The organism is Virgibacillus salarius, assembly GCF_039521925.1.
Taxonomy (GTDB): Bacteria; Bacillota; Bacilli; order Bacillales; family Amphibacillaceae; genus Virgibacillus; species Virgibacillus salarius.
On sequence record NZ_BAAACY010000063.1, the window covers coordinates 19,629 to 39,425 of the forward strand.

24 protein-coding genes are annotated in these 19,797 nt (G+C 33.7%); 1 reads left to right on the plus strand and 23 read right to left on the minus strand.

Annotated elements, in window-relative coordinates; genetic code table 11:
- Position 1: 1 nt before the first annotated feature.
- From ABDZ84_RS08635 to ABDZ84_RS08740, 23 genes are all read right to left on the minus strand, one after another.
- Positions 2-844 (minus strand): PP2C family protein-serine/threonine phosphatase, encoded by an 843-nt coding sequence (locus ABDZ84_RS08635; RefSeq protein ID WP_205389582.1) that lies wholly within the window; start codon positions 842-844, stop codon positions 2-4.
- A complete protein-coding gene (locus ABDZ84_RS08640) occupies positions 844-2,307 on the minus strand; it encodes a DUF6382 domain-containing protein (RefSeq protein WP_228089104.1) in 1,464 nt (487 codons plus the stop codon). The genes ABDZ84_RS08635 and ABDZ84_RS08640 overlap by 1 nt, the downstream gene beginning before the upstream one ends.
- Before the next feature lie 15 nt (positions 2,308-2,322).
- Positions 2,323-2,835: an A24 family peptidase gene (locus ABDZ84_RS08645; protein ID WP_343781091.1), complete on the minus strand. Its 513-nt coding sequence runs from the start codon at positions 2,833-2,835 to the stop codon at positions 2,323-2,325.
- A 182-nt stretch (positions 2,836-3,017) separates the two neighbouring features.
- On the minus strand, positions 3,018-3,656 hold the full coding sequence (locus tag ABDZ84_RS08650) for a DUF4352 domain-containing protein (protein WP_343781093.1): 639 nt from the start codon (positions 3,654-3,656) through the stop codon (positions 3,018-3,020).
- A gap of 3 nt (positions 3,657-3,659) precedes the next feature.
- The gene (locus tag ABDZ84_RS08655; protein WP_343781095.1) at positions 3,660-4,034 is read right to left on the minus strand and encodes a hypothetical protein; all 375 of its coding nucleotides are present in this window, start codon (positions 4,032-4,034) and stop codon (positions 3,660-3,662) included.
- A gap of 352 nt (positions 4,035-4,386) precedes the next feature.
- On the minus strand, positions 4,387-4,905 hold the full coding sequence (locus ABDZ84_RS08660) for an A24 family peptidase (RefSeq protein ID WP_343781097.1): 519 nt from the start codon (positions 4,903-4,905) through the stop codon (positions 4,387-4,389).
- Between the two features lie 15 nt (positions 4,906-4,920).
- Positions 4,921-5,076: a lipoprotein gene (locus ABDZ84_RS21490; protein WP_161629305.1), complete on the minus strand. Its 156-nt coding sequence runs from the start codon at positions 5,074-5,076 to the stop codon at positions 4,921-4,923.
- A 109-nt stretch (positions 5,077-5,185) separates the two neighbouring features.
- Positions 5,186-5,779: a DUF4352 domain-containing protein gene (locus ABDZ84_RS08665; RefSeq protein ID WP_228089006.1), complete on the minus strand. Its 594-nt coding sequence runs from the start codon at positions 5,777-5,779 to the stop codon at positions 5,186-5,188.
- Positions 5,780-5,922: 143 nt separating this feature from the next.
- Positions 5,923-6,147, minus strand: a complete 225-nt coding sequence (locus ABDZ84_RS08670; protein ID WP_343781100.1) for a hypothetical protein — start codon at positions 6,145-6,147, stop codon at positions 5,923-5,925.
- Complete coding sequence (locus ABDZ84_RS08675; protein ID WP_343781102.1) at positions 6,144-6,347, minus strand: hypothetical protein; 204 nt, start codon at positions 6,345-6,347, stop codon at positions 6,144-6,146. The genes ABDZ84_RS08670 and ABDZ84_RS08675 overlap by 4 nt, the downstream gene beginning before the upstream one ends.
- 17 nt (positions 6,348-6,364) lie before the next feature.
- On the minus strand, positions 6,365-6,949 hold the full coding sequence (locus ABDZ84_RS08680; RefSeq protein ID WP_343781104.1) for a DUF4352 domain-containing protein: 585 nt from the start codon (positions 6,947-6,949) through the stop codon (positions 6,365-6,367).
- Between the two features lie 436 nt (positions 6,950-7,385).
- On the minus strand, positions 7,386-7,976 hold the full coding sequence (locus ABDZ84_RS08685) for a TadE/TadG family type IV pilus assembly protein (protein WP_166530383.1): 591 nt from the start codon (positions 7,974-7,976) through the stop codon (positions 7,386-7,388).
- A 36-nt stretch (positions 7,977-8,012) separates the two neighbouring features.
- Complete coding sequence (locus ABDZ84_RS08690; RefSeq protein WP_343781108.1) at positions 8,013-8,393, minus strand: hypothetical protein; 381 nt, start codon at positions 8,391-8,393, stop codon at positions 8,013-8,015.
- Positions 8,394-8,468: 75 nt separating this feature from the next.
- Positions 8,469-8,840, minus strand: a complete 372-nt coding sequence (locus tag ABDZ84_RS08695; protein WP_026683196.1) for a hypothetical protein — start codon at positions 8,838-8,840, stop codon at positions 8,469-8,471.
- A 101-nt stretch (positions 8,841-8,941) separates the two neighbouring features.
- On the minus strand, positions 8,942-9,511 hold the full coding sequence (locus ABDZ84_RS08700; RefSeq protein ID WP_343781110.1) for a DUF4352 domain-containing protein: 570 nt from the start codon (positions 9,509-9,511) through the stop codon (positions 8,942-8,944).
- A 17-nt stretch (positions 9,512-9,528) separates the two neighbouring features.
- The gene (locus ABDZ84_RS08705) at positions 9,529-11,679 is read right to left on the minus strand and encodes a TadE/TadG family type IV pilus assembly protein (protein ID WP_343781112.1); all 2,151 of its coding nucleotides are present in this window, start codon (positions 11,677-11,679) and stop codon (positions 9,529-9,531) included.
- A gap of 1 nt (position 11,680) precedes the next feature.
- Positions 11,681-12,304 (minus strand): TadE family protein, encoded by a 624-nt coding sequence (locus ABDZ84_RS08710; RefSeq protein ID WP_343781114.1) that lies wholly within the window; start codon positions 12,302-12,304, stop codon positions 11,681-11,683.
- 53 nt (positions 12,305-12,357) lie between these two features.
- On the minus strand, positions 12,358-13,029 hold the full coding sequence (locus ABDZ84_RS08715; RefSeq protein ID WP_343781116.1) for a DUF4352 domain-containing protein: 672 nt from the start codon (positions 13,027-13,029) through the stop codon (positions 12,358-12,360).
- A 37-nt stretch (positions 13,030-13,066) separates the two neighbouring features.
- Positions 13,067-13,246: a Flp1 family type IVb pilin gene (locus ABDZ84_RS08720; protein WP_026683192.1), complete on the minus strand. Its 180-nt coding sequence runs from the start codon at positions 13,244-13,246 to the stop codon at positions 13,067-13,069.
- A gap of 35 nt (positions 13,247-13,281) precedes the next feature.
- Positions 13,282-14,148: a type II secretion system F family protein gene (locus ABDZ84_RS08725; RefSeq protein WP_051388480.1), complete on the minus strand. Its 867-nt coding sequence runs from the start codon at positions 14,146-14,148 to the stop codon at positions 13,282-13,284.
- A gap of 13 nt (positions 14,149-14,161) precedes the next feature.
- Positions 14,162-15,091, minus strand: coding sequence for a type II secretion system F family protein (locus tag ABDZ84_RS08730; protein ID WP_051388479.1), 930 nt, complete (start codon positions 15,089-15,091; stop codon positions 14,162-14,164).
- A 31-nt stretch (positions 15,092-15,122) separates the two neighbouring features.
- Entirely contained in the window at positions 15,123-16,304 is a 1,182-nt protein-coding gene (locus tag ABDZ84_RS08735) for a TadA family conjugal transfer-associated ATPase (RefSeq protein ID WP_051388483.1), read from the minus strand.
- Positions 16,305-16,417: 113 nt separating this feature from the next.
- A complete protein-coding gene (locus ABDZ84_RS08740; protein ID WP_121604564.1) occupies positions 16,418-17,524 on the minus strand; it encodes an AAA family ATPase in 1,107 nt (368 codons plus the stop codon).
- A 621-nt stretch (positions 17,525-18,145) separates the two neighbouring features.
- Here ABDZ84_RS08740 and ABDZ84_RS08745 point away from each other — a divergent pair.
- Complete coding sequence (locus tag ABDZ84_RS08745) at positions 18,146-19,573, plus strand: zinc ribbon domain-containing protein (protein ID WP_343781121.1); 1,428 nt, start codon at positions 18,146-18,148, stop codon at positions 19,571-19,573.
- The last annotated feature ends 224 nt before the right edge of the window (positions 19,574-19,797 follow it).

Sequence of the window (19,797 nt, forward strand, 5' to 3'; positions counted from 1 at the left end):
TCTATCTTCCTTTACGTCCCAAAATAAGAACAGATACATCATCATGGTAGTTCGCATCTCTTGCCAGATTACAAAAATGCTCCGCTATTTTTTGTAAGGAATGTTCTCTTTCTAAACCCTCTTGAAATTGCTTATGGAGATCCTCCTTTGTAAACAAAGAGTATAGACCATCCGTACATAAGATAAAATGTTCTTCTTCCGAACATGCGTTCATAGAGACAAATGGATCTATTTCTCCTTTAACTCCCATACACTGTGTTAATAAGTGAGACTTATCATCCTTCTCTGCTTCTCTTTCCGACAAGGCCCCATTCTCCACCTGCATTCTTGCCCAAGTATGATCTTTAGTAAGCTGTACAAAACGCTTGGACTGCTCCAAATCAATAGTGTCGTCACTTTCCTCTAAACGAATAGCTATTGTTTTTCGCACTCGATAAATTCTCGTATCACCTACATGACAAATAAGATATTGATCACCCACAATAATTAGCACACTTAATGTCGTTCCTAAATGATGATCTTCTCGTTTACCTATATCGATTAGCTTTTGATTAATTACATGAAAGATACCAGCTATTGTGTCTTGGCAATCTTCTAAAAAACGTTCTGAATTATCATGTTTAATCAGCTTAGTTCTCCACCATTTTAAGATATAATTGGCGGCATAGAAGCTTGCTATATCTCCAAACGTATGCCCCCCCATCCCGTCAGCAGCAATTAAAATATGCGCTTCTTCATTCTGGTTAAGATAGCTCGAAGTATATTCAATATAATCTTCATTTATTTTTTTATCTGGACCTTTCATCGTAAATAATCCAAAATCAATACCCTTCGTTGCATTCATTATTTAGACACCCTATACGAATAAATTATCTTACCAATTTGGATTTCATCTTCATTTTTTAATTCATGTATTTTATATGGAATAATCTTTTCTTCATTAATATACGTACCATTTTTTGATCCTAAATCTTTAATACCATACGTGTCTGAAAGTTTAACAAGCTCAATATGTAAACGAGAGACACCTACACTTTTTTCCACATAATCTGTACCTTTTTCAGCTCTACCAATAATATAGTTATCCTTTTCTAATTCAATACTTTCATCAGCTTCTTCTCTTTTAACAAGAAGATAATTCTTTACTTTCGGTAACTTTTTACCATGTAGCTCCTCTTCATCCAATAGCATGGTTTGATCTCGTTGATTAGAGGATATGGATGACGTATCCGTAGTTAACGCTTCACTATTTGTATGTAGCGTAGAAGCAGTTTCACTCTGTTGCGCAAAGACTTGATTAACTACTTCCTGATTGTACGAAATAGCGCTATCTTGTTGTGCTGGTAAATCATTCGTATGTTCTGACGTAGCTTCACTCGTCTTCTTCGCTATAGTCGACTTATTCTTACGCTGTTTATTTTTGACTCTTACTTCCTTCTCTATAATGGTAGGCTCTACACCTGGACGCCAAACTTTCCAATATACGTACACACCCGCAATTACTCCTACACTTAAAACGGATGAAACTCCGAACATAATTGAATTTGGACTGCTTTCATAAAGCTTCCATATAACTGCCAAGGCTAAGATCCCTATTAAAATGGAATATGTTTTCATCTTACTAGTAAGCGGTGGTAATTTTTTCACTTTTTTCATGATCGTTGTCTGCTGATCTTGCTCGGCATTCGCATCTTCATTCTCATTATTTATTGATTGCTGCTGCTGTGTCCCTTGTAATTGACTTAATAATTGCTTAAGTCCTTGCAAGCTAAAGCCAGGGTCTTTAATGTAGCTGAGAATCATCTTAAATTGAACACCTTTTAACCCCTGTACTTCACTAGCCATATTCAAGATTAATTTTTTCAATTCCTCATACATCGATGGCTTATTCGCTATTTCATTCACTGGTAGATATGTTAAGTACACTTGATGATATCCATTGCCAATATAAATAAAATCTTCATGCAAAACATACTGCTGATCATTCAGCATATAATTGCTTGAATCTTGTAAAGCCTGAATAATATTTATAAACAAGGCATAGTACTCTTGCATTGTTAATGGCTTTTCTTTCACAATTGGCCGTAACTTTCTCAAGCCTTCAATTCGATAGTATACCGTACTACGACCATTGATGTCTTCAAAGCTCATCGGAATCAATCTTGGAATATGATTAGCTTGAATCATTTTTAATTGCAGGCTATCAAAATCTCGTTGTTCAAACCCTGTTTCTTTCGTTTTTCGTAGTTTCATATACATTCCATTTGCTTGTTCATAAGTTATATGAAACTGATAAAGTTCACTCATATGAAATTCTCCCCCTTAAGCCAAATACATATAATAAAATGAAGTTACAACACCTGGTATTACAGCATAAATAAATGGAAAACGATTAGAAATGTTATTCTTAAAGTCGTCCAGTGGTGTTAACGATTTATCTCGAATCGATTCAAAAATATGATAGAAAGCTAACGTCATATTAACTAAAAATGTTTTGGTAAATAATAAGATAATAATTGCAATGAATCCAGCAAAAATGATGGAATACATAATGGAATATAGCGTAAATAAAACTCCAGAAATCGCTCCAATTGCTGCAAATAATTTCACATCACCAGCACCTATAGCTTTAAAAATATACAAGACTAGCATAATACCTCCACCAGCCAATAACCCAAATACAGAATTTAACAACCCGTCCAATTGATTGAAAAATAAATGAAATAACAAACCTACCATTGCACCACTAACGTTCAACCAATTTGGTAATCTGGAGTATTTGATATCATAAAATGCTGCAACCCCTAAAAACACAATTAATAGGGCAATATCCATTACATTCTCAATCTGACGCTCAGCATTCTTAATGTATCAATAAATAAAGCATTCAATAAAAAGATTGGAAGGATGATAAGAATGGCAAAGATAGAAACTGAGCCACGCTCTCCTTTAAAAAATTTTTTCATCACGTCATCCCCGATCATAGTAATTAATCATGTAGTTTGCTTTTAAGATATCTATTGAACTTCATCTATGCTAAATTCCCATTCAGCCATGGTAAAAATTTGGTCCCATTTTGTCCCAAATGCAAAATGGTAGTTATCAAATTTATCGATATCAAACACAAAATCGCCTGTAACTGAATCCCCTGGTGCAATTTCTCCTTCTATAATTTCAATGCCTGAAGTTTCTTGAAGAAATTGATTATCTACAGGCCCTTCATATTGATTTGTTCCCATTTCTCCAAGGCTAGGACTAAAAATATCTTCTGCCTTAAATGGTTGATCATCAATATTTTTAATGGTGACATTAACTACTGCGAAGGTTTCATTAAATAATTTAATCTCGTCTATATCTCGAAAATGTATTTCATTTAAAGTAGCCTCATAGGTATATCTTTCTTCTGAACTTACTACAGTGCCTGCATCACCAATCTGAAGGCCAGACTGGTTTTCAATATGTTCATCCTTGTTTTCAACTTGATTACCTTCATCAGAATCCACTTCTTCAGACGTATCAGTATTATCTTGATCATTTTGTTGCTCTGTATCAGTCGTTTGATTAGTTTGTTCTGTTGTCTCATCATTAGAGCAAGACGCTAAAAACAAACTTATTATAATTAGTATACAAATAGATATTAATTTATTTTTACTCATATATTATCCCCCACCAAAAAAGTTGTTAATTGATTCTTTTATTCCATCATAGACGCTACCAAGACCAGACTCTTTCCATATATATTTGGAAAAATTGAAGGTACGAATTAACTCCAGTGTGTCCGTTACTACTCGACTAGAAGTTGCCTCAAGCTGATCCCTTCCAAGAATATCCTTAAAGAAGGAAAGCATAAATAAATTGGTAGTTGCTGTCGCTTTTACTTCACTGTATACAATGTAGTTTTCATAGTCTATATCTACTTCTATGGAACCATTATATGTTGAAATACCGTTTTGTATTTTTTTGCTTTTAACACTATCATCTGGCTCAAACAAGCCACCCAGCCCAAACATGTCTAAAACACTATTATCAGTCACTCTTCAATATAATCCATCTCCATCGAGGCCAGTGTACTGTTTCTCTCCAAATTCTCCAGTAGTTAAATCTTTGTTCGAGTCATTCCATGTATAAGCAACTTGGGCAGTGGCCTTTTGTGCTACATAATTCGCTATGCCTATTTGAAATATAACAATACAAAAGAACACACCTGCCAGCACAAAAAATAAAAATACAGGGAAGACAAGGGTAGCTTCATTTTTAATTGCAGGCTATCAAAATCTCGTTGTTCAACCCCTGTTTCTTTCGTTTTTCGTAGTTCATATACATTTCATTTGCTTGTTCATAAGTTATATGAAACTGATAAAGTTCACTCATATGAAATTCTCCCCCTTAAGCCAAATACATGTAATAAAATGAAGTTACAACACCTGGTATTACAGCATAAATAAATGGAAAACGATTAGAAATGTTATTCTTAAAGTCGTCCAATGGTGTTAACGATTTATCTCGAATCGATTCAAAAATATGATAGAAAGCTAACGTCATATTAACTAAAAATGTTTTGGTAAATAATAAGATAATAATTGCAATGAATCCAGCAAAAATGATGGAATACATAATGGAATATAGCGTAAATAAAACTCCAGAAATCGCTCCAATTGCTGCAAATAATTTCACATCACCAGCACCTATAGCTTTAAAAATATACAAGACTAGCATAATACCTCCACCAACCAATAACCCAAATACAGAATTTAACAACCCGTCCAATTGATTGAAAAATAAATGAAATAACAAACCTACCATTGCACCACTAACGTTCAACCAATTTGGTAATCTGGAGTATTTGATATCATAAAATGCTGCAACCCCTAAAAACACAATTAATAGATAGAAATGTGTTGGCATTCTTCTCCCTCCTTCCTAAATTAATTCCCTACCCAGCCATGCTCTGCTGCTTTTTTCTTTATTTTTACATTTCACTTTCAAGCATGCGGTTCTTTTCAAATACATGAAAGGTGTGTTACTACAACCTGATACAATTATTATGATAAACAATAATACTAATAGTTTTTTCATCAGTAATAACCCCTTCTTATATCAGATTTTCTTATCTCCCTTAGAATGAAGATATTTAAATTTAATATCTTCATTCTAAGAGTAGTAAGCTACCCCATATTGACAACGCTTATGATGAAACAGGTAGTTCGAATTTAGTTTCCTCATTGGATGCCATATATTCATAAACCAGATAAAGAACATTATCTTTGTTAAAATCACTACTTATATATACTAAATCACCTGTAATTTCTTCTCCTGGTTTTAATTCTTCGTTTCTTTCTAGAAAGAAATCTTCATCTTCAGAGTTTAAACCAATAGATTCTGATACAAGTTGGGCAGAAATCATTTTATTTGGTACAAATGGTTGATCGCTAATATTTTTAATAGTTGCATTAATTACAGCAAATTGTCCACCTTCTTCAGAAGTATAGCCGAATTGTTCTAGATCAATTCCATTAATTGGTTTTGAAGTTAATTCAAAATCATTAACCGTAACTTCGTATGGGAAGTCATATAAATCACTCGTAATTGTCGCCGTTTCCCCTATCTGATAAACTTTTTTATCCTCAGCATCTTTACGTTTATTATTATCATCGTTTGTTTCTGTCGCTTGTTCCTTGTTATCATCTTTCTCCTCTTTGTTATCACCTTCATCGTTATCGCTACAACCTGCTACTATAATTACTGCTAGTAGTACTAATAATGCTAATAATTTTTTCATTGGTATCCCCCTATTTCGTTTAACAAACAATCTACCAAGATATTTCCCCACTACCTCATTGCTATGCTTAGGAATAAAATATATCAAAATATCTCATTCCTAAGGGCAGCAATGCTACCCTAAGTATTATGCAAGATTATTATTCAATGTTCTTTAATGTTAAATCTTACTTCTTCATCCGTCATAAATTCAAAAACTAAAAAGCTATTATTTTCTTTTTTATCAAAAGGTATAAAAAGCTCAGTACTCGTATTTTTAATTGTAAGATTTACTACAGCAAATTTAACTCCAATAAAGTCTCCACCATCTGCATTAAAATTAGCAACGGATTTACCTTTATATTCATCCTGCTCTTTATAACTATTCAAGTAACTTTATAAGTGAAATCATATTTATTACTTTTCACCTGCACTGTTTCACCAACATTGTGTAGTTCAATATCTTCTTGATTAGTATTTGCTGTTTCTGCAAGCTCAGAATTTTTATTTTTTTCTCTTGTATTATCACTATCACTACAACCTGCTACAAGCATAATAATAGCAAGAAAAATTAGACAGATCTTTTTCATAATAATCTCTAAATAACTTACTTTTTAGGGTTAGGTAATACGAAGTGTGTTTCTTCATCAGATGATATTTCATATTTTAATGTGTATTTTTTTGAATCATCTAGTGGTATATCGTAAACTAGATGACCTTTCAATTCATCTCCGGGAGCCAACTCTTTATCACCAACTTCAAAAAATTCGTCATTTGAAATATCTCCCGCAGTGTCACCCTCTTTTGCTAAATTCGCTGAAAACATTTCATTTGGAACGTACGACTCATCACTTATATTTTTAATCGTTACATCTACTACAGCAAATCCATAACCTTCATCTGCACCAGTAATATAATCTTGTATTTTCACACTGTCTACTTCATTTTGGATATTAAAATCATTCACCGTTACCTCATAATCAAAATCATATAAATCACTGGTAATTGTTGCTGTTTCTCTCATCTGATAAACTTTTTTCTGTTCTACCGTTTCTGTAGTATTGGTTTTCGATTCATCCTGCTGAATCGCCGTTTCATTATTTTCTTCTCCAGTATCTTTGATAGTATCACCTTTATTACTACATGCTACTAATAACAAAATTGCTAATAACAAAGTTAATGATTTTTTCAAGAAAATCTCCTTCCTACACCGCCCCTAGTCTTATACGATATATAACTTCCCAGAAATAAAGCATATGTACGGGTTTAATACATTATTTTTTAACTGGTGTTAATGACCTTTTTGTATACTTTCTTTAATATGTAAAAAAACTAACGTCAACTTAATAAAAACGGTTTTCGTAAATATAAAACTATAACTCCAATAACCCTACGAATATAATAGATATATAAAAGCACAAAGCTTAAATAATACGCCTATTATCACTCAATAACTGCAAATAATTGCTCATCACAAGCACCTATAGCTTTTTAAAAATATAAAAGACTAGACATAATACTTTCAAACACGATTTGAATTTAGGGATTCTCTGCTTGCGAATATTAAAATAAGCTAGCGCAATTAAAAATAATTAATAAATTAATGTCCTTACAATGTTTTACCCCTATTAATTTCCAACCCATCCACGCTCAACTACAATCTTTTTAATTTTGATCTCTTTTTCAAAAAAAGGGAGCACAATTTGCATGGTATTTTCAGCTTCAATCTTTACATTTGCCGCATCTTCGCTAGTTCCATGTGGAAAGGAGGAATCTATTACTCGAACACTTTCTGGACTAAAAAAAGTTGAGCTAAATACATTTTCTTCGTATTTTTTTTGAACTATTCCTTGATAAATTTCATTGGAGAAGTAATTAAGTCCTTGCCCTGATGTTGGAATAACATCCTTACCTACTGCTCCTAATTTATCAAGTATATAATTAGCCACCTCATGATTTCCTAACTTACCTGCAGCACCCTCTGTCAAAGAATCAACAAACCCATCTGTTTGTTCTTGGATCAGACCTTGCCCTACCATTGCTAAATATGAATAATGAGCTACAGACTGAGCTGTTTCATTTACCGCTTCCTGTAATGCCATCTCAGCTATCGAAATTTTCACTAATGAGGTGAGAAACAAAATAAAAGTTAACAAAAGAGGGATGATTAATGCTGCTTCCAACGTTATACTTCCACTATTTTTTTTTAGAAAATTCAACATAACACACCCCTTTTCCTTATGATTTAATACGGTTTAATCAATGTTCACACAACGATCAGGAATCTTGTCGTAATTAGCTATTTTTTCTACTTCATAATTATCATTTATTAAGAAATGGTTCCTTTGTTCACCATCACTTGTTTCCCAAAATGTAATAAATTTACCGGTAAATCCATCACTTTTATGGTCTATATGTAGTGCTTCACAAACTTCAATATTGATAATATCAGCTTCTTGATAATCTCTGCCTGGAAAGTTCATGTCTAGTGCTCCTTCTACAATCGCACTTTTTGCTTTTGCTTGATCTAAATCTTCAATACGTATACCTGGGGCACTTTCAGTATCCGTTTCATTATTCCCACATCCGGCAAGTAATAGAAATGAGGCCCCTAACGCCATTAATAATTTCTTCATTTCTAGCAACTCCTAATTTTTATCTAAAATCACAACTTAATATTCTTGTACTTTCTCACTAAAAGGACCTTCCTATTAATCAATATAGATGCAGCGGTCTTCAATTTTTCTATAGCCAGAAATTATTTCTATCTCATAATCAGTAGTTAGCGAGAAATCGTACGCAAATTTACCATCACTTGTCTCCCACTCCACTTTATACATATCGATAAATCCAGCTTCTTCATTGTCAATATGGTATGATTCACAAACCTCGATATTTACAATATCGGATGGGCTATAGCCTTTATCATGTAGGATATGGCTCTCTAAAGCCCCTTCAGCTATGGCTTCTCTTGCTTTATCTTTATCTAATTCTTCTAAAGTGCCACCATCACCACCTGAAGAATTTGAACAGCCAGCTACTAAGAAAGTGATAAAAATAAGTAGGAATGATAGTTTTTTCATTACGCACAACAACTCCTTAGCCATTAATAAATACTTTATACTTCTCGAAAGTTTTGGGTGAGGAGTAGTATAACCTCTCCTCACCTTTTGGATTTCACTACTTATTGTTCTGGGTTCGGTAATTCAAAGTGTGTTTCTTCGTCAGACATCATTTCATACTTTAATACAAATGTATCAGCATAATCAACGCTTGTAAGGTATACTAAATGACCTTGTATTTCTTCACCAGGGGCTAATTCTTCATCTCCTACGGTAAAAAATTCATCATTTGATGTATGACCACCTTCTGCGCCCATTTCTGTAAAATTTGCTGAAAACATTTCGTTTGGTACATAGGCTCGATCACTAATATTTTTGATGGTCAATTCAACAACCGCGAATCTATCTTCCTCACGAGCTCCAGTAACATAATCTTCAATAGTTGTTCCATCCACTTCTCTAGTAAGCTTAAAATCGTCTACGGTTACCTCATAGTCGAATTCATATAAATCACTGGTGATCACAGCTGTTTCACCGATTTGATACACTTTTTTCTGTTCTTCCTTTTTCGAAGTATCGGTATCAGTTGCCTTTTCATTATTTCCTTCTCCAGTATCTTTCGTAGTATCACCTTCGTCACTGCATGCTACTAATAACAAACTTGCAAATAACATAATCAATAGTTTTTTCATCAATTATTCCCTCCTGATTAATATGAGTATACTTTCCGTTTTTCAAAAATATAATAGTTACCCTCTACATTTCCAGGTAATACTTCTGCTAATTGTGGAATAAACCATAGCTTTAATTTACCTTGTACATTTCCTTCGATATACGATGGCTTGTCATTTAAGTTAACACCTGTCTCCTTCGTTATAACCGCTTGTAGTCTTCTCATCTTTTCATTATTATACGGTTCACTGGTAGATTTCATAGCCATTATAATCCTTAGAAACATTGGCATCGTAAGAGTTACATACCCTCCCCCAAATGCTTTAAACGGATTCCATTTTATATTATATGGTTTGCTGGTCAAATCGCCCAGGTCTTTAGCTGTAGTACCTAGCGCTCCAGCCAATGCTTTAAAGAAGCCTAATGGTCCAGCAAAACCGCCTTGTATTCCTTGTCCAATCAAATTGCCTACAAATAAAATTAAAGCAATGTCTTTTAAAAACATAAAGTAATTCATTCCAGCAACATTATATCCATAAGTAATATATTGTGCTTTTTTTGTAGCAAAAGCATAGGATTCTGAAGCTCCAATTTCATATGGTTCTATTGATCCGTAATTCGCCATAATGTACTCATTAATATATAGTTCATTCCGAACAGAAGTTGGAAAACCTTGCATAAATACCACAAATTCTTTAAATCTATCGAATGCATCTTTGATAAATTGTAGACGACTCGGTTCTTCTGTATCGCCTACAGTTCCTGTTACTCCATCATATTCTGCGATAATATTATCAAGCTCAGCATAAAGCTGATTATCACTTGATATTTGATTTTTGATATCATTATATTTATTCAATTCTGCCCATAAACTGCCAAAACTTTCATCTGCTTTTTCTTCTTCTGCTTGCGTATCCACATTTTCCAATGCTTTTTTCAGATCATCATATTTTTGCATTTGATCTTCTATTTTTTTCACTTGATTTTCTTTTAAGTTATTTAACTTAGTCTCGATAGATTGAATAATAATTTCTGCTGCTGTTTTATTATTGCTATCAATAGCTATATAAAACAATGCAAATAACTGACCTATACTATACTGTCCTGGATCACTTAGGTTTGGATTATCACCTAAGGATTTGTCAATTCGAACTTTTTCATAAATTGCATCCGTACCATCTAAAATATCTTTAAAAAAATCATCCGTTAGTGTAAATTTCTCTAATTCTGATAATAAATCACTACCATCCATCAATTCATTAATCTGGTCATTATAATCCTTTGCTGATCCACTTTTGGGATTAGTCAATTCACCACCAGAACCAACTAAATGGGTAGGTATATCATTATGGTATATCTCGATATCGATAACACTTTTATATATTTCAGCGTTAATTCCTGCTATGTAATTATCGATTTCCTTTTCTTCACTGGAACTCAATTCTTCCTCTCCATCTGCTTCTTTTTCTTTTAACTCTTGATACCTATCAAGATAAAAGACTAACTGATTGAAAGTTTTTATTCCTTTAGGGATTTTCTCATTATCAGATGAAACTGGATTACCAATGACACGATTCTTAATATCTTCGTTAATCAGTTTGTTATAAGGATTTAATTGTTTAATAGATTCATCAATTTCAGCATTCCTCTTTTTCATTAAGTCAAGAATTTCTTCATAGTTTTCAACTAGATCCTCTGCTTCTTCTACATCTTCTACTGATATATCATTTCCTGTCAGTAATTCAAATAAATCTTTCCCCATTTGTACCGGTGCTTGATATTTCATACTTTCTATAACTTGATGTCGAAAAACATCATAGTCAACTAAGTTACGTGAATTATCAAAGCTTGCCGTTGCACTTGTAATCGATGGTCTTGCAAGGTTTTGTGTACCACTCAATTCAGAGCCAGAATAGAACTGATCATTCATATATGTAGTAAAATCCCCACCTGCATCATTTCCATCATATGCAAATAAGCCTACACCTGCCAAATCTGAACTAAACTGCGACATGGTAGAACGTAATGCAGTCTCCATTGCACTATCTATTTGGCGTTCTGCACTTAGAATACGCAACGTATCGATCAATAATGCATTTAATAAGAAGATTGGCAGGATAATCATAATAGCATAGATCGAGACAGAACCATTATCCTTTAAAAAAAATCGTTTTACTTTTCTTTTCAAGTTATTCACCACCAAAAAACTTCCTTATGGAGCTAACTGCATCACTTAATGCTCCATTCATGCCAAATTCACTCCATAAATATTTACCGAAGTTGGCAGTTCTAATTAATTCAGGAGTTTCAGTAACCACATGGCTAGATGTTCCTTTCACCTTGCTTCCAATCATATTTTTGAAAAAGGTGGGGATATACAAGCCAGATTCAGCCTCCACCTCAACTTCGCTATATATCAGCGTATTATTATAGTCCACTTTTAATGTAATTGCACCATTGTATATATCTGCTTTTCTTTTCTTATCTACTACTATATTGTCTCCAGAAAAACCACTTAAGTTAAAAAAACCTAAAACATCATTATCTGTGACCCGCCAATATAATCCATCTCCACCAGCTAGACCTGTATATTCTGTTTTTTCAAAATCACCCGTTTTTATGTCTTTATGTGTACTATTCCATGTATAGGCGAGCTCACTTGATACTTTATGCGCCATATAGCTTGCCGTGCCCATTTGAAAAATAATAATACAAAAGAAGACGCCAATTAGAGTAAACATTAGAAGAGCAGGGAAGACAAGGGTAGCTTCAATTGTAAAGCTTCCCCGTTCTTCCTTCATAAAGGGCTTCATATTAATTACTCCCTTCATTTTCAACTGTTAATTATTAATTAACATTCATTCTCTTACTTTACTTCCCCTTCACTGAATTCCCATTCAGCTCGGGTCGTAATTTGATCTGCAGCATGACCAAATACAAAATTGTAATTATCTGTTTTCTCTATATCAAACACATAAGTTCCATTAATAGAATCTCCAGGATCTAATTCTCCCTCTATCAACTGTATTTCTGAAGCATCCTGAAGATACTGAGACCCAATAGGTGGTACGTATTCATTGGAATCAAGCCCTCCTAAACCAGGTTCAAAGATATCAGTAGCATCAAACGCCCTATCATCGACATTCTTTACAGTAACATCTACTAATACAAATGTGTCTCCATATAAGGATACATTTTCAAGTTCATCACGATAGCTTACTTCATTTAATGTCACTTCGTATTTTAATTTATCAGGTGAGCTTACAACGATTCCTGTCTCTCCTATTTTCAAGCCAAGTTGATGCTCTACATACTCATCATTACTAGTTTCTTCGTCTTTCTCTTCTGTAGCTGTTCCATCTTCCGATTCTTGCTGTATATTCTCATTAGAAGTATCAGTATTATTGCTATCTGTTTCTGTTTGCTCTGCCCCCGTCTGTTCCGCTTCCTCATTTGGTTTATCATCAGAACAGGCAGCTAAGATTAGACAAATTATTAATACTAAGAACATGGATAATAAACTGTTTTTTTTCATCATAGATTGTTAATCCTCCTCAAAAAACGGATAGTCATGATCACTCACCTGGAAGCTGTTCATCTATATTGTCAAATAGATTATTTGCCCATTTTGTAATCCTTTCCTTGAATAAGAGGGCAATTGCTACTAAAACAGCTAATATTAAAAGCACTTCAATTGTTTCTAACCCTTCTTCATCATTCCAAAAATCCTTCCAAAAATTTGTGATTTTTTCCATGTAAACTCTCTCCTCTATGCATATAAATTTAATAATTAAAATATAGCTATTGCTGGGTAAATAACAATTAATAACACGGCACCAAATATAAAGATTATCGGGAATACCAATTTTGATGATGCTTCTTCCCCTTTAATTCTGGTAATCGTTTTTCGCTTATCCCATAATGATACCGATAATTCTTTCAGTGATTGAACTAAGAGAGCTCCACCTTTGCGATAATTCATCATAACGGTTGTCGTAAATATGGAAACCTCCTGAATCCCACATCTGTAATTTAGGTCCTTCATCACCTCCTGAAAGGGTGTGTTTGCTGACATTTTATTTACCGCTTCGTTTAGTTCAAAATATAATGGGGAATCAAAAACCTTTTGTTTATTCTGATCCACACATTTTTTTATGGCACCTTGAACCGTATCTCCTGCATTTACTAATAGAATGACTTTATTAACGAATTCGGGCAATTCAATAACAATAGAATCCTTTCGTTGCCTCACTTTTTTATCCAAATCCTTCACTAAATAAAAGCCTAAAATGCCCGTCAATATTAATCCATATATTAAATTTGTATAACCTCCACCGTCCAATTCCACATATACCATTGTAAAGAATACTGCTAATGTTATGGTTGTGATGATTTTTGCCAAATATATTTTGGTATGATCGGCTGATAGTTTACTTCCTTTTAATATGATCATTTTCTGATGAATAGAATTAATCAATTTCGGCATTCGTTTATACAAGTTTAATTTATCAATGATAGCTAATGCGTAAGGAGCAATGATAGGTAATGTAATGTCTTCTTTATAACTAGAAATAAATGATTCATATACCTTCTTATATTTCAAGTTCATGCCAATGATAATTAATAGAATCACCATCAATATACTTTTTAGTATCATAGATTAACCCTTCCTATACCTCTATGTCCATAATCTTTTGACTAATTAAAAGTCCACAAATGATACACGCGAGCGCAACTGTCATAACAATTGGCCCCAATGTGCCAAACTCATATAATGGTGCTACAAAATCAGGGGAAGTCACTTTCAGCATGACCGTAATTCCCACCGGAGCCACCGCCATAATCTTAGACTCAAATTTCTTTTGGGAAACTAGTACCCTAATATCCTGTTGTATTTCGATTTTATCTGTAATAATATCAGCTGTACGTTTGATTACTTCTACTAAGTCTCCACCAGTTCGTTTACATGTAATAAATACATCTGAAAAATTACGGATATCATCTACATCGGAACGCTTGGCAAAGTCATCTATAGCACGTTCAATTATTTCACCATTTTCAACTCTCCGGTTAATCAAGTTTAATTCCTTCAAAATGTACGTGTCATTATCGGGATAAAGCAATTTTAAGTCCTTTTGAGTTTCACGAAATGCATTCTCAATTGACTGCCCTGCTGCAAGAGATGATGCAAGTGAGCTAATTGCTTCCTTAAATTGTAAAGCCAATTCATCTTTTCGCATTTTTATTAAATCTTTACGCTTAAATTTAGGATAAATAATTCCAAGACATGCAGCGATACTTGATACAATGATACTGTCATAAAATATTATTCCTACACAAAATATAATACTAGCTGCTAATAATGTATACTTCACTCGTTCTGTTTTCGACAATTTATAGGTTCCATAGTCAATAAGATTTTCTCCACCTATGGTCCTTCTTTTAATTGCTTCTATACTTCTTCTTCTGACCTCAGCACCATGCTTTTCTGCCAGTTTTTTTTCTATGTTTGCCAACTTTTTCTTTCGGACTCTACGGAAAATAAATATTCCTACACAAACAATAATAGCGGTAAGTGAAAGGATTTCTCTTGTGTCCATTTATCATCCTCCTCTTCAGGCACACCTACTATTAGGCAAACTGCTCCAATACATCGTTCTTTCCTGTGAGTTTTAGCTTTGATGTATTTTCCAGCTTATGATCCGTCTTTTGAAGCTTACCGATAATTTTTCCTCTGTAGTCCTCTCCGGTTTCTTCAAAAACATATAATGGTTTAATAATAATTTCACCATTCTCTACTCCACACACCTCAGAAATCTCCATTACTCGACGCGAATGGTCTCTAAGCCTCGATAAATGGACCATGATATCAATTGCCGATCCTATTTGTTTACGGATAACTTCAATTGGTAATTCAGCACCACTTAAAACCATCGTTTCTAAACGGCTTAGCATATCATAAACGGAGTTCGCGTGCCCTGTAGAAAGAGACCCATCATGACCAGTGTTCATCGCCTGCAGCATATCTAATGCCTCTTGGCCACGTACCTCACCAACAATAATCCTGTTCGGTCGCATACGTAAGGAAGCCTTGATTAAATCTCTGATTGTAATTTCGCCTTTACCCTCTGTATTGGCATTTCTTGTTTCGAGACTAACTAGATTTGGAACTTTGCGTATTTGTAACTCTGCCGAATCCTCGATAGTAAGAATTCTTTCCTCGGTTGGTATAAAATTGGACAATACATTTAAAAATGTCGTCTTACCAGAACCCGTTCCACCACTAATGAAAATATTATATTTCGCTTCTACTAACTGTTCGAGAAAATAAGCAACGTCCTCATCCAATGCACCAAACTGGATCAAGTCTTCAATCATTAAAGGCTTTTCTGGAAATTTACGAATTGTCATTGCTGGACCTTTTAAGGCTACTGGTGGTAATACAACATTTACCCTAGAGCCATCTTCTAATCTAGCATCTACAATAGGACTGGATTCATTAACAACTCGGTTAACCTTAGAAACAATTGCTTGAATCGTATCTTCAAGCTTTTGTTGATTCTCAAATTTCACATTTGCATTCGATACTTGACCATCTCGTTCGATATAAATTTCATCATAATTATTTATCATAATCTCCGTTATAGATGGATCATCCAATATTGGCTGTAATACGCCAAGTCCTCTAAATGCATGATACATTCGATCAACGATTCGTTTAATCATAACTGAGGAAATCTTTGACTCTCTTGCATACTCAATCACTGTCTCTTCAACGAGTTCCAGTAGCTCGTCATTTGTAGTTGAATGCATGAAGTCTAGTGTTTCCCTTAATTTATCGATTAACAGCTTCGTAATTTCATCCTCCGTTTTTGGTACCTTGCTCGTGGGCTGTTGATGAGCTGATTCCTTATCCTTAGTTTCACTTATTGCCACTGCGGAGACACCTCCGATGATTGAATCGTATTTTCTTTTAGTAATTTGAAAAGCTGTTCACCGACAACGATATCTTCCTGTAACTTTGTTTCTTCACTTTTGTTAAGCCAATGGACATGAAATGGGATATGCGCTTCGATACTAAAATTAAATGCATCAAAACCGTCAAACAATTCCTCACCCACATTGTTTAGAATAAAGTGGATATTGGACCGATCATTCCCAATTCCAACTAAATCATGTTCCATGACATTATTAGCACTTGAAAAGCTAGTCTCGTTCGAAGACAAAACCCAGAATACTTCATCACTATTCTTAAGAGCAGTACGATTTCGTACATGAATGGAGCTATCAAGATCAACAATAATATAATCATAATTTTGTGTATCTCTAATTGCCTGTATAAGCGTTTCAATATCTTCTTCTGTTGCTAATTGCATTTCTTCTGGAAGTACTGGAAATGAGAAGTAGTCTATGTTTGTTAAAGCATCTCTTGACTTTAACGATTCGATATTAGCAATAAGCTGATCTTTATCTTTTTTTAAATAATAAAACACCTCGGCGGAGGATGGTTTATCCTGTTTGAAGTATAAATATGTACTATGTAATTCTTCCAGGCTAAGATAGAAGACGCGCTTCTCTTTAAAACTTAAATGCTTTGCTAAACAAAGGGATAAGATCGTCTTACCAACTCCACCATTTCCACTATAGAAGCTAATAACGCTATCCGTTTCTTTCCCATTCATTACCGAACCAAGCTTTCCGTTCATTTCATAATACATGGCTAACACCTGTGACATAAGCTCATGAAAAGGCTGATACTTATATATAGATGCAATGGAATCATGTGTTTTACTTATCTGTTCTTCAGAAAGTGTGATTATTTTATCAAAAGTAACCGAGCTTTCATGATCAATAATCATATCTGTTAGTAATATGTGCTGCTTCTTGTTACGTGTACTCTCTTTAAACGTATCTATTTCCGTGAAAATTTTGGAGGAAAATTTCTCTTTAAGATTTGAACTAATAAGAAAGTTCGAGAAATAATTAGCATAATCACTATCCTTTGTTAATAAAACCAGACTAATCTTATTCATTAGAATCACCTTTACTTAATGATTTAATACCATTTTATTTATCCTCCCTAAATATTACTAAAAACCGATTATAAAAATAAGATGTAAACCATAAAATGGTTATTTTTACCTATTGTTATTCAGGAATTACTTTAAATTCGAAGTATTTTTTGTCGAAAGCTTTAATTTAAGATATTTTTCCGTACGTTACATAGATAAATTCTTAATAAAATACGCCTAATTAAACAATTATGGCTATTTTTCAAACATAATCTGAAAAAACTATCGTAATTTAAATATTCTTTATTATCCATATATTATAACTATGGAATTTTTTCCTATATATAAGTTTCTTTTTAACTAGGTAATTTTACTTAATAACTAATGATGACGAAGCAGAATTTCCGGATTGTAATCAAATTGTAATATTAAAACAGCCACTTTTCTTCATTTATAGACGGAACTATTCATCCATTTTTCTATCGTTTATAGTTCATATTTCATTCCTCTATCAAAAAGTCCTATCAATTTCGTGGTAAAAACAGGGAAAAAGTGGCATTATCAATTTTATTCATTATGGTACGATTAGTATACTGTGGTAATCGTCCACGCAATAAGTTTAGAAAGGTAGGGAAAGCATGCATGAAATGTAAAAATTGTGGCTATAAAACGAATCAGAATAAAAATTTTTGTCCAGAATGTGGCAATCCATTGTCAGAACCAACGAAGAAAGTTGGGAAGAATAAAACAAATAGCAAAAAATTACTTGCCATCATATGCTCCACCATCATCCTGATTGCTGCTATTATTTCATTTTTCTTAGTTGGAAACAGTAAATTCACACCAGAGAAAGTTATTCAAGCTTTTGAAACAGCAGTCAACGAGAAAGATGTCGACGCTTTAAAAGGCATTCTTCATCCCGTAAATGACTCATTCAATGTAACAGAGGAGAATGCTTCACAGTTTTTGGAATATCTAGCAAACCACCCTAAAAAACACGAAACGCTAATTAATCGTTTAAACGAGCAAGTTGAAACGGTATCATCAGGCACCATGGCCAAAGCTTCTTTAAATAATACATATGCTACTGTTAATATAGTAAAAGATGGTAAAAAGTGGATGTTCTTCGATGATTATAAAATCATGGTTTCTCCGATGCATCTCGACCTATATATGGATACGGAAGGTATTGACCTGTATGTTGACGATGAGAAAGTAGGGACATCTTCTGGAGAAGGCTATCATAAAGAATTTGGACCATACATGCCTGGTATGCATAAGGTAACTGCTACCTTCGAGAATTCTTATATATCATCAAGTATTGATGAGGAAGTGGAATTGTTTAACTCCAATGATTCGACACTCATTCATACATTAGAGCTTGATGCAACTGAAGTGGAAGTTTCCTCCATCTATGATGATTCTACCCTCTATATTAATGGAGAAAAAACAGATATTACCGTCGGTTCAGACAAGACGTCAATTGGTATGTTCCCAACAAATGAATCAGTTTCCTTATACGCTGAAAAAGAATTTCCATGGGGAACTGCAAAAAGTGAAGAGCATTATATCAATGGAGATTATGTTCAGTTCGACACTATCTATCCATTATCAGAACAGAATGAAGAAGCATTATTCAAACAGTTAAATGATACATTGATTCAATATCGACAAGCGTTATCTAAAAAAGATGCATCCCTATTAAAAACTGGAGCTACGAAGAAGCTTAAAGAGCAATTAGCCGATAGAATAAAAGAAATAAAGGCCAAGGAACCAAAGTATACAGGCGAATTATTAAAAGCAGTATACAATAAAAAGTCACTGCTACACACCGAATATGATAAACAATTAAACCAATATATATTTCAAATAAACGCTGTGCTCACCTATCACGAACCTAATGGTGATTTAGGCTGGTTATCCAGAGATGAAGATAAGAAAAACTATACTAGAACGAGAAAGCTAACTGTCATTTATGATGAAAAAGAAAAAAAATGGCTACTTGATAAGGATGAATTATTTTACCACTCCATCATGGATGATGAAGCAATTGAGTTCCAATTCAATTAATTCATTCGCTTGACCTAATGAGAAAATCTTAGTGTATGCTAAGGACACAACAAAACTCCTAAGGAGTCAATGGCCTTCTGTAGCAATTAGAAAAAAATGTCTTTCACCTAGCTTTCCTAGTTAGGTGAAGGATATTGTTCTGTTCTTACAAGCCAAGGTTGTGATGTGCACTGTACTCTATTTTTACTTTTTTCATTAATTCCATTGCCTACTTCCTCAACATT

Coding starts and splice junctions, on each gene's coding strand:
- ABDZ84_RS08635 (WP_205389582.1), bottom strand. CDS start 844: ATGAATGCAACGAAGGGTATTGATTTTGGATTATTTACGATGAAAGGT.
- ABDZ84_RS08640 (WP_228089104.1), bottom strand. CDS start 2,307: ATGAGTGAACTTTATCAGTTTCATATAACTTATGAACAAGCAAATGGA.
- ABDZ84_RS08645 (WP_343781091.1), bottom strand. CDS start 2,835: ATGGATATTGCCCTATTAATTGTGTTTTTAGGGGTTGCAGCATTTTAT.
- ABDZ84_RS08650 (WP_343781093.1), bottom strand. CDS start 3,656: ATGAGTAAAAATAAATTAATATCTATTTGTATACTAATTATAATAAGT.
- ABDZ84_RS08660 (WP_343781097.1), bottom strand. CDS start 4,905: ATGCCAACACATTTCTATCTATTAATTGTGTTTTTAGGGGTTGCAGCA.
- ABDZ84_RS21490 (WP_161629305.1), bottom strand. CDS start 5,076: ATGAAAAAACTATTAGTATTATTGTTTATCATAATAATTGTATCAGGT.
- ABDZ84_RS08665 (WP_228089006.1), bottom strand. CDS start 5,779: ATGAAAAAATTATTAGCATTATTAGTACTACTAGCAGTAATTATAGTA.
- ABDZ84_RS08675 (WP_343781102.1), bottom strand. CDS start 6,347: ATGAAAAAGATCTGTCTAATTTTTCTTGCTATTATTATGCTTGTAGCA.
- ABDZ84_RS08690 (WP_343781108.1), bottom strand. CDS start 8,393: ATGAAGAAATTATTAATGGCGTTAGGGGCCTCATTTCTATTACTTGCC.
- ABDZ84_RS08695 (WP_026683196.1), bottom strand. CDS start 8,840: ATGAAAAAACTATCATTCCTACTTATTTTTATCACTTTCTTAGTAGCT.
- ABDZ84_RS08700 (WP_343781110.1), bottom strand. CDS start 9,511: ATGAAAAAACTATTGATTATGTTATTTGCAAGTTTGTTATTAGTAGCA.
- ABDZ84_RS08710 (WP_343781114.1), bottom strand. CDS start 12,304: ATGAAGCCCTTTATGAAGGAAGAACGGGGAAGCTTTACAATTGAAGCT.
- ABDZ84_RS08715 (WP_343781116.1), bottom strand. CDS start 13,029: ATGATGAAAAAAAACAGTTTATTATCCATGTTCTTAGTATTAATAATT.
- ABDZ84_RS08720 (WP_026683192.1), bottom strand. CDS start 13,246: ATGGAAAAAATCACAAATTTTTGGAAGGATTTTTGGAATGATGAAGAA.
- ABDZ84_RS08725 (WP_051388480.1), bottom strand. CDS start 14,148: ATGATACTAAAAAGTATATTGATGGTGATTCTATTAATTATCATTGGC.
- ABDZ84_RS08730 (WP_051388479.1), bottom strand. CDS start 15,091: ATGGACACAAGAGAAATCCTTTCACTTACCGCTATTATTGTTTGTGTA.
- ABDZ84_RS08735 (WP_051388483.1), bottom strand. CDS start 16,304: ATGCATTCAACTACAAATGACGAGCTACTGGAACTCGTTGAAGAGACA.
- ABDZ84_RS08740 (WP_121604564.1), bottom strand. CDS start 17,524: ATGAATAAGATTAGTCTGGTTTTATTAACAAAGGATAGTGATTATGCT.
- ABDZ84_RS08745 (WP_343781121.1), top strand. CDS start 18,146: ATGAAATGTAAAAATTGTGGCTATAAAACGAATCAGAATAAAAATTTT.